The sequence below is a fragment of the Arthrobacter sp. UYP4 genome (assembly GCF_057291175.1).
In genome coordinates, this window is record NZ_JBXAVU010000001.1 from 465,228 (window position 1) to 481,016 (window position 15,789).

Genomic DNA, 15,789 nt, shown 5'->3' on the forward strand with positions numbered 1-15,789 from the left:
CCGACGACAATCCCAGGAAAGGAAACCCATGTCCTTCGGACAGCGCAATTTCGACCGGCAGAAGCCGGAGATCGACTTCCCCGCCCACGAGGTGCCCACCGACCTCGTGATCGAGGACCTCATCGAGGGCAAGGGTGACGAGGCGAAGCCCGGCAACACCGTGTCCACCCACTACGTGGGTGTCGCATTCTCCACGGGCGAGGAGTTCGACGCCTCATGGAACCGCGGCGCGCCGCTCGACTTCCGGGTCGGCGTCGGCCAGGTCATCCAGGGCTGGGACCAGGGCCTCCTCGGGATGAAGGTCGGCGGCCGCCGCCGGCTCGAGATCCCCTCCCACCTCGCCTACGGCGCCAGTGGGGCCGGATCGGCGATCGGACCGAACGAAGCACTCATCTTCGTGGTGGACCTGCTCGCCGTCCGCTAGCCGGATCCGTCGGAGCACGGAGCTCCGGCATCGCAGTCCAGGAGGGACGCAGGCCACCACCGGTTGGCCTGCGTCCCTTTTGCCTCTCCCGGGAAGATAGGGTTTCACCGTGTCCGCAAAACGTACCGAACGCCTCCTCACCCTCGTGATCATGCTCCTCTCGAGCCGACGCGGGTACACGAAGGAGGAACTGTTCGACGAGATCGACCTCTACCGCGAGGCGACGTCGGTGGCCGCACGGGAGAAGCTCTTCGACCGCGACAAGGCAGCCCTCCGGGAACAGGGCATCCCCCTCGAGTCCTTCAGCGAGGATGCCCTGTTCGACAACGACAACACCGTGCAGCGGTACCGCATCAGCGCGGAGGACTACCGCCTCGGCGGGGTCACCTTCCAGCCGGAGGAATACGCCGTCCTCAACCTGGCCGCCGGGGTGTGGGACCAGGGGTCGCTCGACTCCGCGGCGTCCCGGGCACTGCGGAAGCTGAGTTCGCGCAGCACCGACGGCGCGGTCGAGCTCACGCCCCTCATCCAGCCCCGCATCACCACCGACGCGCCCTACTGGGACATCGTGTGGCAGGCCCTGACCTCCCGCACGCCCCTGCGCTTCCCCTACCGCGCGGCCAGTACGGGCCGTGAGGAGGTGCGGACGGTACACCCGTGGGGGATGGGCGCGCGGTTCGGCCACTGGTACGTGGTGGGGTTCGACACCACCCGCAAGGCCGAACGCTTCTTCCGCCTGTCCCGCATGACGGGGGAACCCGTCCTCCTGAAGGGCACCTTCGACGTGCCGGCGTCCTTCGACATGAACGCCACGCTGTCCTCGCTGTCACGCAGCGAGCCGGACCGCACCGCCGTCGTCGCCGCCCGCCCCGGCTCCTGCCAGGTGCTGCGCGTGCGCAAGGACGCCGAGGTCCTGCAGACGGGCGAGGAGTGGGACGTCCTCCGCGTGCCCTACGCGGCATCGAGTCCGATGGCGGCGACGATCGCCGGGCTGGGGACCAACGCGAGGGTGGAGGAGCCCCGGGAGCTGGCGACGGAGGTCGCCCGGCTCCTCGAAGGAGCGCTCACGGCCGCCCGGACGGCTCCCCGGGACGTCGAGATCACCGCCGGCGCACGTCCCGCACCCCGGAAGAAGTCCTCCTCGCAGGACCACCTGCTGCGCCTGCTCGACCTCGTGCCCTACCTCCTCGCGCATCCGGGGGCCGAGGTGGGCGAGACGGCGCGCAGGTTCGACATCACGGAGGGCCAACTGACGAAGGACCTCGACCTGCTGTTCGTCAGCGGTCCCCGGCACTACCCGGACGGCCTCATGGACGTGAACATCGAGGACGGCCGCATCTACCTGACGAACGCACGCGACCTCGCGGAGCCGGTGAAGTTGAGCATGGACGAGGCCTGCTCGCTGATCGTGGGGCTCCAGGCCCTCCGCGAACTCCCCGGTATGAGGAACAACGAGGCCATCGTCAGCGCCCAGACCAAGCTGACCGCTGCCGCCGGGGACGCCGCGCACATCGGCACCGCCGTCGCCACCAAACTCACCGAGGACGACATCGACCCGACGCTCGACGTCCTGCAGGCGGCCCTGCACTCCGGGGTGCGGGTGGAGGTGGACTACTTCGTGCCGACACGCGACGAGATCACGCACCGCCTGCTCGAGCCGATCCGGATCTTCCTGCACCAGGACACGTGGTACCTCGAGGCATGGTGCGTCGACTCCGACGGCCTGCGGAACTTCCGCCTGGACCGCATCCAGAGCGCCACCCTGACCGACCAGCCCGCCACGTCCTCCACGGACGAGGCGTCCTCCGCACAGGACCCGCGAGCGGCGGCGCCCTACCGGTCGGGGGAGACCGACCAGGCCGTGACCCTCGTGCTGGAACCGCGGGCGCGATGGATCGCAGCCCAGTACAACGCGGACGCCGTGCAGGAGCTGGGCGAGGACCGGCTGGCGGCACGCCTGAAGGTGGCGTCCAGTTCCTGGATCCCCGGGCTCGTGGCGGGCCTCGGTGGATCCGCCGCCGTCGTCGCCCCCGATGAGCTGCGCGAGGAGACCCTCCGCTGGCTGGAGGCCGCCCGGGCGCACCAGGCGCTGGCCTAGACTGGCATCATGCTCTGGTGGATGTGGATCGTCCTGTGGGTCGCGCTGGTAGCCGTCAGCGTGATCTTCCTCGTCGTGGTCGGCTTCCGCGTCTTCCGGCGCGGAATGCGAACTCTGGGTGAATTCGGGGAGGCGATGGACCGCCTCGTGGTGGACGTCCCGACCGACGACGGCGCCGCCGTGCCGCACGCGGGCGTCCCCGGAATCCCGGTGCCGGCGGTGTTCGCCGCGCCGGCCGAGGTCCGTGCGGCTCGCGACGCCGCCCGTACCCGCCGCAGTGGAGACCGCCGCAGCAGGCGCGTCCGGAAGCGCTCGGACCGCCGGCAGCCGCAGCTCCTGCGGGACATGCCCCACCTGTGACCTAAACTGGAGCGGGATCAACGAGAGGAATCGGACATGAGGCTCGAAGGCTGGCACATCGTCATCATCATCGTTCTAGCGATCGTGCTGTTCGGCGCGCCGAAACTGCCCGGGCTGGCCCGCAGCGTCGGACAGTCGCTGCGGATCTTCAAGTCCGAGGTGAAGCAGATGAAGGACGAGAACAACACCGGCGAGACCGGCACGGAGCCCGTGGAGGGCCGGGTGGTCGACACCCCCCGGACGCAGACCTACAACCCCTCCCACGAGACTCCTGTACAGAACCCCGGGCGTCCCGCACCGCACCACCCGGGCGGCGGCGCCGACGGCCACAGGGACGGCCAGTCGAAGGCGGGACCGTTCCAGCAGGGCGGTTCCTCGCACACCAGCCAGTAGGGCCTCCCTGTGTCACCCGCCAAGGTCCGCAAGCGCAGGAAGGCCAATCCGGAAGGCCGGATGGCCCTGAAGGAACACCTGCGCGAGGCCCGGAACAGGCTGTTCAAGTCCGCGATCGCGGTCATCCTCGGCACCGTGGCCGGATTCTTCGTCTACGAACCCGTGCTGCGTGCACTGGCCGCACCGATCATCGCGATCAACGGCCAGGAGGGCAGGACGGCGTCGCTGAACTTCGACAGCGCCGCGTCCCCGTTCGACCTGCTCATCCAGGTCTCGGTGTTCCTGGGCCTCGTCCTGTCCAGCCCGGTCTGGCTGTACCAGCTCTGGGCGTTCATCACGCCGGGGCTGAAGACGAAGGAACGGCGGATCGCGCTGGCGTTCATCGCCGTCGCGTTCCCGCTGTTCCTGGCCGGCATCGCCCTGGCCTGGCTGATCCTCCCCAACGCGGTGCGCGTCCTGACGGAGTTCACGCCGGAGGACTTCTCGAACTACATCAGCGTCTCCGTGTACTTCACGTTCGTGCTCCGGCTGATGCTGGCGTTCGGCATCGCGTTCCTCCTGCCGGTGGTCCTGGTCGGTCTGAACATGGTGGGCCTGGTCTCGGGCCGTCAGGTCCTCAAGGCCTGGCGTATCACGGTGTTCCTGGTGTGCCTGTTCGCGGCGATGGCCGCCCCCGGCGGGGACGCCCTGAGCATGTTCTACCTCGCCGTCCCCCTGCTGCTGCTATTCTTCCTCGCGATCGGGCTGTGCCTGCTCAACGACAAGCGCCGGGCCCGCCGCGCCGCAGCCCGGGAAGCGGCCGTGGACGCCACCGCCGACACCGCCACCCCCCTCGACGCGCTCTGACCCGACCCACGGCCGGCGCCGGTCCCGCAAGCACGACCGGCGCGGGATCGCTCACCGCGTACACCGGGTGCCCGCCCCCAGCCGAACGTCTAGGGTGGATTTCATGAGCACCCCCGCGGAGAGATACGCAGCAGCCAAGGCCCGCACGGAACACTCACGGACACAGCTGTCCCATTTCGAGCAGACCCTCGACTTCGACCTCGACCCGTTCCAGCGGGAGGCGTGTACCGCCCTCGAGGCCGGTCGGGGTGTGCTGGTCGCCGCTCCCACGGGTGCGGGGAAGACCGTGGTGGGCGAGTTCGCGGTGTTCATGGCGCTGCAGCGCGGCCTGAAGGCGTTCTACACCACGCCGATCAAGGCGCTCAGCAACCAGAAGTACTCCGAGCTCGCCGCCGTGCACGGCAACGACCGCGTCGGTCTGCTCACCGGCGACACGAGCATCAATGCGGACGCCGACGTGATCGTGATGACCACCGAGGTGCTGCGCAACATGCTCTACGCCAACTCGGACGCCCTCGACAACCTCGGGTACGTGGTGATGGACGAGGTCCACTACCTCGCGGACCGGTTCAGGGGAGCGGTGTGGGAGGAAGTGATCATCCACCTGCCCACCGAGGTGAAGCTGGTGTCGCTCAGTGCCACCGTCTCCAACGCGGAGGAGTTCGGCGCATGGCTGGACACCGTCCGCGGCGACACCGACGTCGTCGTCTCCGAACACCGGCCGGTCCCCCTCTGGCAGCACGTCATGGTCGGCCAGAGCCTGATCGACCTCTTCGCCGGTGACATCGCCTTCGACGAGGCGGCGCCGGCCGGCACCGACGCCGGCGCACGGGACCAGTACGACGTGAACCCGGAGCTGCTCGAACTCGCCAGCAACGAGATCCGCCTCAACCATCGTGCCAACTGGGGCGGCGGGCGCCGCGGAGGACCGCGGAACGGGCGGGGCGGCCCCCCGCGGACGACGGCCGTCCGCCGTGCGACGCGCCCGCAGGTCATCAGCGCCCTCGACCGCGCCGACCTGCTCCCGGCGATCACCTTCATCTTCTCGAGGGCCGGCTGCGAAGCGGCCGTCACGCAGTGCCTCCACGCCGGGCTGTGGCTCACCACGGAGGACGAACGCGACGAGATCAGCGAGACCATCGACGAGGCCACGATGGACATCCCGCGCGACGACCTCGAGATCCTGGGCTTCTGGACATGGCGTGAGGGACTCATCCGCGGCTTCACGGCGCACCACGCGGGAATGCTGCCCACCTTCAAGGAGATCGTCGAGCGGCTCTTCGCGGCCGGGCTCGTGAAGGCGGTCTTCGCGACGGAGACCCTCGCGCTCGGCGTGAACATGCCCGCACGGACCGTCGTGCTGGAGAAGCTCGACAAGTTCAACGGCGAGGCCCACGTGAACGTCACCGCGGGGGAGTACACGCAGCTCACCGGCCGGGCCGGCCGGCGCGGGATCGACGTCGAGGGCCACGCCGTCGTGCTGTGGCAACCGGGCACGGATCCCGGTGCCGTGGCCGGGCTCGCCTCGCGTCGCACCTACCCCCTGAACTCGAGCTTCCGGCCCACGTACAACATGAGCATCAACCTCATGGCGCAGTTCGGGCAGGAGCGGTCCCGGGAGATCCTCGAGACGTCCTTCGCCCAGTTCCAGGCGGACCGCTCCGTGGTGGGCCTGGCCAAGCAGGTGCGCAGCCGCGAGGAATCGCTCAAGGGCTACGAGAAGTCCATGACGTGCCATCTCGGCGACTTCCGTGAATACGCGAACCTCCGGCGCGAACTGTCCGACCTCGAGTCGCGCGCGTCCCGGGACAAGTCGCGGTCGCTGCGCTCGGCCGCGGAGTCGTCGCTGGAGTCGCTCCGGCCCGGTGACGTCATCGACGTCCCGGGAGGGCGGAGCCAGGGGTACGCCGTGGTCCTGGACAGCGACACGTCGCGTGAGCCGCGGCCGACCGTCCTCACGCTCGAGACGCAGATCCGCCGCGTCGGCGTGCAGGACCTCGACGGTCCCGTGGAGGTCCTCTCCCGCATCCGGATCCCCAAGCACTTCAGCGCGCGCAGCCCGAAGGACCGCCGCGACCTGACGTCCTCTCTCCGCAACGCACTGCAGGAGAAGCGGCCGCCGCGGCGGGGTGCCGACCGGGTCGCGAGCGGCTACTCGGCATCGGCGGCCGCGGAGGAACGTGCCATCACCGATCTGCGGCGGCGGCTCCGCGCCCACCCCTGCCACGGCTGCAGCGAACGGGAACAGCACGCGCGCTGGGCCGAGCGCTGGTTCAAGCTGCGCCGCGAGACCGACAAGCTGGGCGGGCAGATCCGGGGCCGCACGAACACGATCGCCAAGACGTTCGACCGCGTCTCCGAGGTCCTGGCCCACTACGGCTACCTCGAGTACACGGACGACGGCGTCTTCGTGAGCGCCTCGGGGCAGAAGCTCCGGCGGATCTACGGCGAGAAGGACCTGCTGATTGCGCTGTGCGTCGAGGAGGGCGCCTTCACCGAGCTCGACGCCGCCGAACTCGCAGCCCTCACCACGGTCCTCGTCTACCAGGCCAAGCGCGAGGAGCGCGGCGTCCGGCCCGTGATGCCGAGCGTGTCCCTAGAGGGGTCGGTGGAGACCATCATCCGCCAGTGGTCCCAGCTCAACGACGTCGAGGAGCAGCACCGGCTCCCCGTGACCGGTGAACCCGAACTCTCACTCGTGTGGCCGATGTTCAAGTGGGCGCAGGGCCGATCGCTCCAGGCGGCCCTGAGCGGCACGGAACTCGCGGCCGGTGACTTCGTGCGGTGGTCCAAGCAGGTCATCGACCTCCTGGACCAGCTGGCCAAGGTGCCGGACCTGCCGGGCGGCCTGCAGCAGACCTGCGTGCGGGCGATCAGGCTGGTCCGTCGTGGCGTGGTGGCATACTCGAACATCAGTGAGTAGTCCCCCTTCGGGACACCCGACGACAGAAAGCCTCCTGCACCTCCATGCCGACTTCGAAGCGCCCCCTGCCCGTCCTCTACCGCAACGGGTCCGTCTACAGCCCCGCTGATCCCTTCGCCACCGCGATGCTCGTCGACGGGGCGACGGTGGCCTGGGTCGGGTCCGAGCACGCCGCTGCGAACCTCTCCGGCCCCGACGTGCGCACCGTGGACCTCGACGGTGCACTCGTGACGCCCGGGTTCGTCGACGCCCACACGCACACCACCGAGACGGGCATCGCCCTCGGCTCGATCGATCTGGCCTCCTGCCGCTCCCTCGATGACCTGCTCGGCGCGGTCGCCGCTGCGGCGAGGTCCGGTGCGTCCACGATCCTCGGCTTCGGCTGGGACGAATCCCAGTGGCCGGAGAAGCGGGTCCCGACGGCCGCCGAGCTCGACCGCGCGGGCCACGGCGCCCTGGTCTACCTCGTGAGGGCCGACATCCACTCGGCCGTCGTCTCGGGGAGCCTCGCCGCGGCACTCGGCCTCGCCGCGGTCGACGGGTGGGACGACGGGTTCGTCGTCCGCGCGGCGCACGAAGCCGCCCGCCAGGCGACGCGCAACCTCGCCCCGGAGCAGCGCCGCACCTACCAGCAGGCCGCCCTGCGCCACGCTGCCGCCCGGGGGTACGTCGCGGTCACCGAGATGGCCGCTCCGCACATCGCACCGCGGGAGGACCTCGAGGTGCTGCTCTCGATCGACGGTGCGCAGGGCGAACTCGCGCTCCCGGAGGTCATCCCGTACTGGGCACAACGCGCCTCGTCGCGGGACGAGGTGCGCGAGCTGATGCAGGGCTTCGGCGGTCGCCTCGCGGGGCTGGCGGGCGACCTCAACGTCGACGGTTCCATCGGGTCGCGGACGGCCGCCCTGCGCGAACCGTACAGCGACGACCCGGCGAACCGCGGCACGCTCTACCTGACGGAGGACGACGTCGCGGCCCACCTGCTCGCGACCACCGCCGAGACCGTCCAGGCGGGATTCCACGTCATCGGCGACGCCGGGCTCGACGTCGTCCTGAGCGGCCTCGAGGCGACCGCGCGCGAGCTCGGCGTCGAGGCGGTGCGCCGCTCACGCCACCGCCTGGAACACGTGGAGCTCGCCGACGATGCCGCGATCGCCGCGCTGGTGCACTACGGCGTCGCCGTCAGCGGACAACCCGCCTTCGATGCGCTGTGGGGCCGGGAGGGCGGACTGTACGACCAGCGGCTGGGGGAGCGCAGGACCGGGATGAACCGGTTCGCCTCCCTCCTGTCCGCGGGCGTGCTCGTGGCGCTGGGATCGGACAGCCCGGTGACACCCCTCGATCCATGGGCGTCCGTGCGTGCCTGCCTGCAGCACAGCACCGCCGCGGAGAACATCTCAGCCCGCGCCGCGTTCATCGCGCACACCAGGGCCGGCTGGCGCCTCTCGGGCCGCAGCCCCATGATGGGACAGCTCGCGCCCGGCACCCCGGCGTCCTTCGCCGTCTGGAAGGTGGACGAGCTCATGGTGCAGACACCGGACAACCGCGTCCAGTCCTGGAGCACGGACCCCCGGGCGGGCACCCCGCTGTTGCCGGCACTGGACACGGAGAACGCGCCGTCGTGCCTGGAGACCGTGCACGACGGGCGCCGTCTGTTCGCCGCCGAGGAGTTCGCGGCGGCGTAGGACCACCGAATCCGCGGCCCGTCGACGACCGTCGTCTGACCTGCGCAAAGGCCTGTCGTCGCAGGTCAGAGTGCTGTTGACACCTCCTCCACAGCACGTAAGCTTTTGCCCTACGGGTTGGAGGAACTCCCACGGGAGGAAACCTGGCCGGCCTCTACGAGCGCAACGCATCGGCCTTTCCAATGGCGCGTGTTGCCCCTCCAGGCGGAGCCGGCACTTCCAAGGGCAGGTCCACGCATCAGTAGAAAACGGTGTCGCCATGCGTGACGGCATCGGTACGAAGATGCGTGGATCTGCCGACCCGTCCACCCGGGAGCCGGGCCTCTCCTTTTCCGGGCGTGCCGCGACGGTCGCCTATACTTGCAGACTGGCTCCGGTACGGAGTCGGTCCCTGCGCGATGCGCGTCCCGATGGAAAGGCCCACCTGCGTGCGAGTCGTCACGATCATCCCCACCTACAACGAGATCGAATCGCTCCCGCTGACCCTCGCCCGCCTCCGGGCAGCCGTCCCCGCGTCCGACGTCCTCATCGTGGACGACAACAGCCCCGACGGCACGGGTGACCTGGCGGATCGTGCCGCTGCCGCCGACGCCCAGGTGCACGTGCTGCACCGGAAGGGCAAGGAGGGCCTCGGTGCGGCCTACATCGCCGGTTTCCGGTGGGGCCTGGACCGGGACTACGACGTCCTCGTGGAGATGGACGCGGATGGTTCCCACAAACCCGAGCAGCTGCAGGACCTCCTCGATGCCGTGGATTGGGCCGACCTCGTGATCGGCAGCCGCTGGGTCGCCGGTGGCAGCGTTGTCAACTGGCCGGCCCACCGCAAGCTCCTCTCGCGTGGCGGCAGCACGTACTCCCGCCTGATGCTCGGACTACCCGTCCGCGACATCACCGCCGGCTTCCGGGCCTTCCGCCGGTCGACGCTGGAGAGCCTCGATCTCGCCGCCGTCGAGTCCGTGGGCTACGGCTTCCAGGTGGACATGACCTTCCGGGTGGCGCGCGCCGGCCTCACCATCGTCGAGGTGCCCATCACCTTCGTGGAGCGCGAGCTCGGCGCATCCAAGATGAGCGGGAACATCGTGTTCGAGGCCATCGCCAATGTCACCCGCTGGGGGCTCGCCGCCCGGTGGGCCACGCTGACCGGGCGTGCCTGACAGCAAGAAAAAGGCACCCGCCGCGGCGGGTGCCTTTTTCCTTGCTGTCTCGGGTTACGCCGAGCGGCGCTCTCCGCGACGCTCACGCAGGATCGTGAGCCGGTCCTGGAGGATCTGCTCGAGCTCCTCGACCGACCGGCGCTCGAGGAGCATGTCCCAGTGGGTGCGGACGGGCTTGTCGTTCGAGGTGTCCGGCTTCTCCCCGTCGACGAGGAGGGCTTCCTTGCCGGTCTTCGAGACCCAGGTGGCCGGGATGTCCGCTTCCGAGGAGAAGGTCACGAAGACCCGCTCGCCGTCCTCGCAGCGGTACTCGACCCGCTGACGGGGAGCAGGCTCGACGCCGGATTCCGTTTCCATGGACTGCGCACCGAGGCGCATGCCGCGCAGGCTGCGATCGCTCATGATTCTCTCCTAGTCACCGTGGCCTCCCGTCTACCGGTCGGCCGTTACCGCTGTTTCTCACCGAAGTCCTACCCGGGCTCCGGTACCCGCGATCGCCGTCGGGCGAAAGGGAAGCTGTCCGTATAACACTCCGTACCGCGCAGATGTTCCTGCCGGGGGAGGGGTAAACACCTAAGTATACAGCCGGCCTCCGGGCACCGGTGAGCTCCGGGTGGGATCGGTCGTGGCTCAGGTGCGCGTGACCGCCTCGGGGCCGTCGGAGGGGGAGTCCGGGGTGGTGGTGCCGAGGACGTTGCCGATGCCCTTCAATGCCTCGCCGACCTCGCTCGGAATGATCCAGAGCTTGTTCGCCGAGCCGTCCGCGAGCTTGGGCAATGTCTGCAGGTACTGGTAGGCGAGCAGCTTCTGCGTCGGGTTGCCCTTGTGGATGGCGTCGAACACCTTGTGGATCGCCTGTGCCTCGCCGTCGGCGCGCAGGATCGCGGCCTTCGCGTCACCCTCGGCGGCGAGGATTGCGGCCTGGCGCTGGCCCTCCGCCGTGAGGATCTGGGACTGCTTGGTACCCTCCGCGGTCAGGATCGCGGCGCGGCGGTCACGTTCGGCGCGCATCTGCTTCTCCATCGAGTCCTGGATGGAGTGGGGCGGATCGATCGCCTTGAGTTCCACGCGTCCGACGCGGATACCCCAGCGGCCGGTCGCCTCGTCGAGCACTCCGCGGAGCTGACCGTTGATCTGGTCCCGTGAGGTGAGGGCCTCCTCGAGGTTGAGTCCACCCACCACGTTGCGCAGGGTGGTCGTCGTGAGCTGCTCCACGGCCTGGATGTAGTTGGCGATCTCGTAGGTCGCCGCGCGCGGGTCGGTCACCTGGAAGTAGACGACCGTGTCGATGGACACCACCAGGTTGTCCTCGGTGATCACGGGCTGCGGTGGGAAGGACACCACCTGCTCGCGGAGGTCGAGGAGCGGCAGCAGCCGGTCGACGAACGGGATGAGGATGGTCAGTCCCGGGTTCAGCGTCCGCTGGTACTTGCCGAGCCGTTCGACGACGCCTGCGCGCGCCTGCGGGATGATCCTGACGGACTTCACGAGTACGACCAGGACGAAGATGATGAGGACGATCAGGACCAGAGTGAGTCCGATCGTCCCGGCGGTGCCGTTCATGGATCCCCTTTGTTGTGGTGGGTGCGCCCCTCGGGGGCCGAGGTGCGGCCAGGACGCGGAAAAGGCGTGGGCGGAGCGCGCTATGCCTCGGTGACCGGAGGCAGGGGACGGTCGGCGACCGGTTCGACGACGGCGGTGGCGCCGTCGATCCTGGCGACGGAGAGGCGGGTGCCGGCGGGAAGCGCCACACCGTCGGCGGAGCGGGCCGTCCACGTGTCACCGCCGATCTTGACCGTGCCCGAGTGGGCCGTCACGGGTTCCAGGGCGAGGGCGGCGGCGCCGATGAGGCGGTCGATGTTGTTCCGCTGGTCTGCCGGTCCCTTCTCCAGGTGGCGGACGGCCACGGGCCGCACGAGCAGGATCATGAGGAGCGACACGACGGCGAAGACCACGATCTGCAGCACGAACCCCGCACCGGTCACGGTGGCCACGAGGGCTGCCAGCGCGCCGACGGACAGCATGATGAAGAACAGGTCGAGCGTGAGGGTCTCCACGGCGGCGAGCCCCAGGAACAGGGCGAGCCACAGGACCCAGCCGTTGGCGAGCAACCATTCCATCGAGCATCCCCCTCGTGTCCGCCGCGGTCGGCAGCGCTTGCGTCCATTCTGGCAAACGGGTGTGACATAACCTAGGTCGGCCGGACCTGCAGGGCGAGTTGTTACCCTTCCGTGCCGTCCGCGGGGGATCGGGACGGCCCCCGCGCCGACAGCACCTGGACGGTGAAACGGGCCTCGACCGCGAGGAGGTCGTCCGGGGCTCCGGCCGCGGTCCCGGCGGTGGCGGGTCGCGCGTGGTGGGCCGCGGGCCCCATGGTCAGGGCCGACCGCGCCAGGTCCCGCGGCAGGTGCATGACGTAGTCGAGGTCCTGCCGTGCAATCTCGTCCAGCGCGCCGGCGAAGGCCGCGAGGACGTCGTCCGCCTTCTGCGGAGGGACGGACAGGAGGGATCCCACGGCTTCGAGGCCGGCCAGGTGCCCGGGTCGCGGTGTCACGACGACGACGCGGCCGCCCGGCGCGAGGACCCTCAGGAACTCGTCCGCGTTCCGCGGGGCGAAGACGTTGAGCAGGACGTCCACCACACCGTCCGCGACCGGCAGCGGGCGCCAGACATCCCACACGATGCTGATGCCACCGGGCAGGCGGCGCGCCGCTCGGCGGAGTGCGACCTTCGAGATGTCCAGCGCGACGGGGACCATGTGCGGCGCGGCGTCCGCGAGCCCCTCGAGGTAGTAGCCCGTCCCGGCCCCGGCGTCCAGCGCGACCGCCGGCCGCGCGGCATGGCGGAGCGCGGCTGCCACGACCGCCTCCCGCAGGGGCGCGTAGTGGCCCGACGCCAGGAACTCCTCCCGCGCGTCGACCATCGCTGCCGTGTCGCCCTCGAACGGCGTCCCCTTCCCGGTCAGCAGGTTGTAGTAGCCCTGGCGGGCGGCGTCGAAGCGGTGGCCGTGGCCGCACGCGAGCGCGCGGGCCGCCCGTCCGAGCGGCTGTCCGCAGACCGGACAGAGCAGGAGGTGGTCGGGGAGGTCGGGCATCCTCCCATCCTAGGGAGAAGTACCTGCGCACCGTTGACTCAGGCCACTGTTTCGGGTCTAGTCGGAGGGTGAAACCAGACCAGATAGAACTCCTGACCACCACGGGTACCCCGACACTCCACCCCGACGGTTCCCGTCTCGTCGTCGCCGCGACCCGCCCCGACCTCCGCGCCGACGCCTATGTCGGCCAGCTGTGGGAGGTCACGCTCGACGGCGGGCGCCGCCGGCTGACCCGCGGGTTCCGCGACACCGCGCCCCGCTACTCACCCGATGGCGAACTGCTCCTGTTCCTGCGGGCGGCGCCGGGCGGGAAGCCCCAGCTGTTCGCCGCACGGGCGTCCGGCGGGGAGCCCGTCCAGCTCACCGACCAGCCGTTGGGCGTCGCCCACTTCGACGTCTCCCCGGACTCGCGGACGGTCGTCTTCGCCGCGCGCGTCCCCGAGCACGGCCGCTACGGGACGCTGGACGGCGTCAGCGCGGGGCTCGAGGATCCGCGGCTCGTCACGCAGTACAAGTACCGGATGAACGGGCTCGGCTACACCACGGACAAGCGTTCACAGCTCTTCACCGTGGCGGTCCCGGATCTCGACGCCGAGCCCTACATCCCCGCTGTCGGACGGCTCAAGGAGGAGCAGGCCGACGGACCCGGCGCCCTCGAGGAGCAGGGCGCGGTGCCGTCGGCCACCCAGCTGACCACGGCCGACGCGGACCACCTCGAGCCGGTCTTCTCGGCGGACGGCCACCGCATCTACTTCACCGCCGCGCTGGGGGCCGAGGCCGATACCACGCTCGTCTCGGACATCCACTCGATCTCGCCCGACGGGGGCGACCACCGACGGCTGACGAACGACGGCGGTGGCACCCGGCTCGGCTGTGGTGCTCCCCGGCCCAGCACGGACGGTGCCTGGCTGTTCTTCCTGGCCTCGGATCTCTCGCCGTCGGGCCTGGACTTCGTGGCCCGGAACACGGCACTGTACGTCCTGCGGACCGACGAGCCGCAGAACGTCCGGCGACTCACCGATCCCGAGACCGTGGACCTCGGTGACGTCCAGGAGATCGTCGCCGACGGGCCGGAGTCCGTCCTCGTCTTCAACCGGGCGCAGGGCAGAGGCGAGCTGCTGCGCGTCTCGGCGTCGGGGGAGTCCTCCATCCTGGTCACCGGTCCCACCGTGGTGACGGGCGCCGCGGCGTCCGGACAGGCGGTCGTCGTCTCCTACACGGACCCCTCGACCTCCGGTGACGTCGCGGTCGTCGAGCCGTCGGGGTTGCGGCCGCTGTCGGACTTCTCGGCCGCCCTGCGCTCCGACACGAGGGTGGGCGAGCTGCAGGAACGCACCTACCCGGCGCCGGACGGCACGCCAGTCCACGGGTGGGTCGTCCTGCCCGAAGGGGAGGGACCGCACCCGGTGCTGCTCGTCATCCACGGCGGGCCGTTCGCGCAGTACGGCTGGGGCTACTTCGACGAGGCCCAGGTCTACGCCGCCGCGGGCTACGCGGTGCTGCTCTGCAATCCCCGCGGTGCCGCCGGCTACGGCCAGGCCCACGGGCGGGTCATCAAGGAGGCCATGGGCACCGTGGACCTCGACGACGTCCTGGCGTACCTCGACGGCGCGCTCGCCGACTTCGGGGCCATGGACGCCACCCGCCTCGGTGTGATGGGCGGATCCTACGGCGGGTACCTGACGGCATGGACGATCGCGCACGACCACCGCTTCGAGGCGGCGATCGTCGAGCGGGGCTACCTGGATCCGCCGTCGTTCGTCGGGTCCTCCGACATCGGCTGGTTCTTCTCGGAGGCATACACCGGCACGGACCCGGCGCGTGTCGAGGCACAGAACCCCTTCGCGAAGATCGGGCAGGTGAGGACCCCCGCGTTCGTCATCCACTCCGAGGAGGACCTCCGCTGCCCCATCGAACAGGCGCAGCGGTACTACACGGCGCTCAAGAAGCAGGGCGTGGAGACCGAGATGCTGGTGTTCCCGGGCGAGACCCACGAACTCTCGAGGTCGGGATCGCCGTGGCACCGCAGGCAGCGTTTCGACCACATCCTGAGGTGGTGGGCCAGGTACCTGCCGACCGACGCGAACCCGCCCGCCACGGCGGTGCAGTAGCCGGCGGCGGCGCGGCGGGGCCTCAGAAGCCGAGGCCCCGCCGCGCGTCGTCGACGGTCGGCTGCGCCCAGCGGCCGTGCTCCGAGTTCGCACTGAGGGATCGGGTGATCGCCCGATCCAGGTAGAGCCGGCCGTCCAGGTGGTCCGTCTCGTGCTGCACGATGCGCGCGGGCCAGCCCTCGAACCCGGCGGTGACCGTGACGCCGTCCGGCTGCGTGTAGGTGGCCGTGATACGGGCATGGCGCTCGACGACGGCCTGGTAGCCGGGCACCGACAGGCAGCCCTCGTAGAACGCGTGCAGGGAGTGGTCCACGGCCTCGTAGGCGGGATTGATGAGCACGGTGAACGGCAGGGGGGTGCGGGAACGGGCCTGGGCGACCACCGGGTCCTGGACGCCCTCGTCCTCGAGGACTGCGATCCGCAGGGGGATGCCGATCTGCGGGGCGGCGAGACCCACTCCGGGCGCGGCGTGCATCACGCGGCGCATCGTGGCGATGAGCCGGCCCAGGGTGTCGTCGTCGAGCTGTCCGTCGACGTCGACCGCCGGCCGGCGCAGCACCGGGTCGCCCGCGGCCACGATCCGGGGCTGGTCCACCGACAGGACGGCCTCGACCTGCTCGCGGAGGGCTCCGGCCGGGAGCTCGGGCCGGACCTGGTTGCGTGAGGTATCGGTACTCATCCCACCAGCAAAGCACAATCGC

General features: G+C 70.2%; 14 protein-coding genes. 9 read left to right on the top strand and 5 right to left on the bottom strand.

What is annotated here, in order from left to right; all coding sequences use genetic code 11:
• Positions 1 to 28: 28 nt before the first annotated feature.
• From AC0Z9V_RS02170 to AC0Z9V_RS02205, 8 genes are all read left to right on the top strand, one after another.
• Complete coding sequence (locus AC0Z9V_RS02170) at positions 29 to 424, top strand: FKBP-type peptidyl-prolyl cis-trans isomerase (RefSeq protein ID WP_133083106.1); 396 nt, start codon at positions 29 to 31, stop codon at positions 422 to 424.
• Positions 425 to 533: 109 nt separating this feature from the next.
• Positions 534 to 2,522, top strand: coding sequence for a helix-turn-helix transcriptional regulator (locus tag AC0Z9V_RS02175; protein ID WP_485140569.1), 1,989 nt, complete (start codon positions 534 to 536; stop codon positions 2,520 to 2,522).
• A 9-nt stretch (positions 2,523 to 2,531) separates the two neighbouring features.
• Entirely contained in the window at positions 2,532 to 2,882 is a 351-nt protein-coding gene (locus AC0Z9V_RS02180) for a hypothetical protein (protein ID WP_485140570.1), read from the top strand.
• 36 nt (positions 2,883 to 2,918) lie between these two features.
• Complete coding sequence (gene tatA / locus AC0Z9V_RS02185) at positions 2,919 to 3,275, top strand: Sec-independent protein translocase subunit TatA (protein WP_485140571.1); 357 nt, start codon at positions 2,919 to 2,921, stop codon at positions 3,273 to 3,275.
• A 60-nt stretch (positions 3,276 to 3,335) separates the two neighbouring features.
• Positions 3,336 to 4,121: a twin-arginine translocase subunit TatC gene (gene tatC, locus AC0Z9V_RS02190; RefSeq protein ID WP_485141264.1), complete on the top strand. Its 786-nt coding sequence runs from the start codon at positions 3,336 to 3,338 to the stop codon at positions 4,119 to 4,121.
• A gap of 103 nt (positions 4,122 to 4,224) precedes the next feature.
• Positions 4,225 to 7,044: a DEAD/DEAH box helicase gene (locus AC0Z9V_RS02195; protein WP_485140572.1), complete on the top strand. Its 2,820-nt coding sequence runs from the start codon at positions 4,225 to 4,227 to the stop codon at positions 7,042 to 7,044.
• 44 nt (positions 7,045 to 7,088) lie between these two features.
• Entirely contained in the window at positions 7,089 to 8,729 is a 1,641-nt protein-coding gene (locus AC0Z9V_RS02200) for an amidohydrolase (protein ID WP_485140573.1), read from the top strand.
• A gap of 428 nt (positions 8,730 to 9,157) precedes the next feature.
• Positions 9,158 to 9,883 carry a polyprenol monophosphomannose synthase gene (locus AC0Z9V_RS02205; RefSeq protein WP_485140574.1) on the top strand — a complete coding sequence of 242 codons (726 nt, stop codon included), beginning with the start codon at positions 9,158 to 9,160 and terminating at the stop codon, positions 9,881 to 9,883.
• 54 nt (positions 9,884 to 9,937) lie between these two features.
• Here the strand turns inward: AC0Z9V_RS02205 and AC0Z9V_RS02210 are convergent, their stop codons facing one another.
• The 4 genes from AC0Z9V_RS02210 to AC0Z9V_RS02225 all read right to left on the bottom strand — a co-directional run bounded on the left by AC0Z9V_RS02210 (position 9,938) and on the right by AC0Z9V_RS02225 (position 12,977).
• Positions 9,938 to 10,285, bottom strand: a complete 348-nt coding sequence (locus AC0Z9V_RS02210; RefSeq protein WP_043445375.1) for an RNA polymerase-binding protein RbpA — start codon at positions 10,283 to 10,285, stop codon at positions 9,938 to 9,940.
• A 228-nt stretch (positions 10,286 to 10,513) separates the two neighbouring features.
• A complete protein-coding gene (locus AC0Z9V_RS02215; protein WP_133083113.1) occupies positions 10,514 to 11,446 on the bottom strand; it encodes an SPFH domain-containing protein in 933 nt (310 codons plus the stop codon).
• A gap of 80 nt (positions 11,447 to 11,526) precedes the next feature.
• Complete coding sequence (locus tag AC0Z9V_RS02220) at positions 11,527 to 12,003, bottom strand: NfeD family protein (protein ID WP_133083114.1); 477 nt, start codon at positions 12,001 to 12,003, stop codon at positions 11,527 to 11,529.
• A 101-nt stretch (positions 12,004 to 12,104) separates the two neighbouring features.
• Positions 12,105 to 12,977, bottom strand: a complete 873-nt coding sequence (locus tag AC0Z9V_RS02225; RefSeq protein WP_485140575.1) for a putative RNA methyltransferase — start codon at positions 12,975 to 12,977, stop codon at positions 12,105 to 12,107.
• A gap of 68 nt (positions 12,978 to 13,045) precedes the next feature.
• On the opposite strand from AC0Z9V_RS02225, the gene AC0Z9V_RS02230 reads away from it, so the two are divergent.
• On the top strand, positions 13,046 to 15,088 hold the full coding sequence (locus AC0Z9V_RS02230) for a S9 family peptidase (RefSeq protein WP_485140576.1): 2,043 nt from the start codon (positions 13,046 to 13,048) through the stop codon (positions 15,086 to 15,088).
• A 22-nt stretch (positions 15,089 to 15,110) separates the two neighbouring features.
• Here the strand turns inward: AC0Z9V_RS02230 and AC0Z9V_RS02235 are convergent, their stop codons facing one another.
• The gene (locus AC0Z9V_RS02235) at positions 15,111 to 15,767 is read right to left on the bottom strand and encodes a peptide deformylase (protein WP_485140577.1); all 657 of its coding nucleotides are present in this window, start codon (positions 15,765 to 15,767) and stop codon (positions 15,111 to 15,113) included.
• Positions 15,768 to 15,789 lie beyond the last annotated feature (22 nt).

Bases quoted from the DNA above. Each gene is read 5' to 3' on its own strand.
- AC0Z9V_RS02170 (WP_133083106.1), top strand. From the start codon at position 29: ATGTCCTTCGGACAGCGCAATTTCGACCGGCAGAAGCCGGAGATCGAC.
- AC0Z9V_RS02180 (WP_485140570.1), top strand. From the start codon at position 2,532: ATGCTCTGGTGGATGTGGATCGTCCTGTGGGTCGCGCTGGTAGCCGTC.
- tatA (WP_485140571.1), top strand. From the start codon at position 2,919: ATGAGGCTCGAAGGCTGGCACATCGTCATCATCATCGTTCTAGCGATC.
- tatC (WP_485141264.1), top strand. From the start codon at position 3,336: ATGGCCCTGAAGGAACACCTGCGCGAGGCCCGGAACAGGCTGTTCAAG.
- AC0Z9V_RS02195 (WP_485140572.1), top strand. From the start codon at position 4,225: ATGAGCACCCCCGCGGAGAGATACGCAGCAGCCAAGGCCCGCACGGAA.
- AC0Z9V_RS02200 (WP_485140573.1), top strand. From the start codon at position 7,089: ATGCCGACTTCGAAGCGCCCCCTGCCCGTCCTCTACCGCAACGGGTCC.
- AC0Z9V_RS02210 (WP_043445375.1), bottom strand. From the start codon at position 10,285: ATGAGCGATCGCAGCCTGCGCGGCATGCGCCTCGGTGCGCAGTCCATG.
- AC0Z9V_RS02215 (WP_133083113.1), bottom strand. From the start codon at position 11,446: ATGAACGGCACCGCCGGGACGATCGGACTCACTCTGGTCCTGATCGTC.
- AC0Z9V_RS02220 (WP_133083114.1), bottom strand. From the start codon at position 12,003: ATGGAATGGTTGCTCGCCAACGGCTGGGTCCTGTGGCTCGCCCTGTTC.
- AC0Z9V_RS02225 (WP_485140575.1), bottom strand. From the start codon at position 12,977: ATGCCCGACCTCCCCGACCACCTCCTGCTCTGTCCGGTCTGCGGACAG.
- AC0Z9V_RS02235 (WP_485140577.1), bottom strand. From the start codon at position 15,767: ATGAGTACCGATACCTCACGCAACCAGGTCCGGCCCGAGCTCCCGGCC.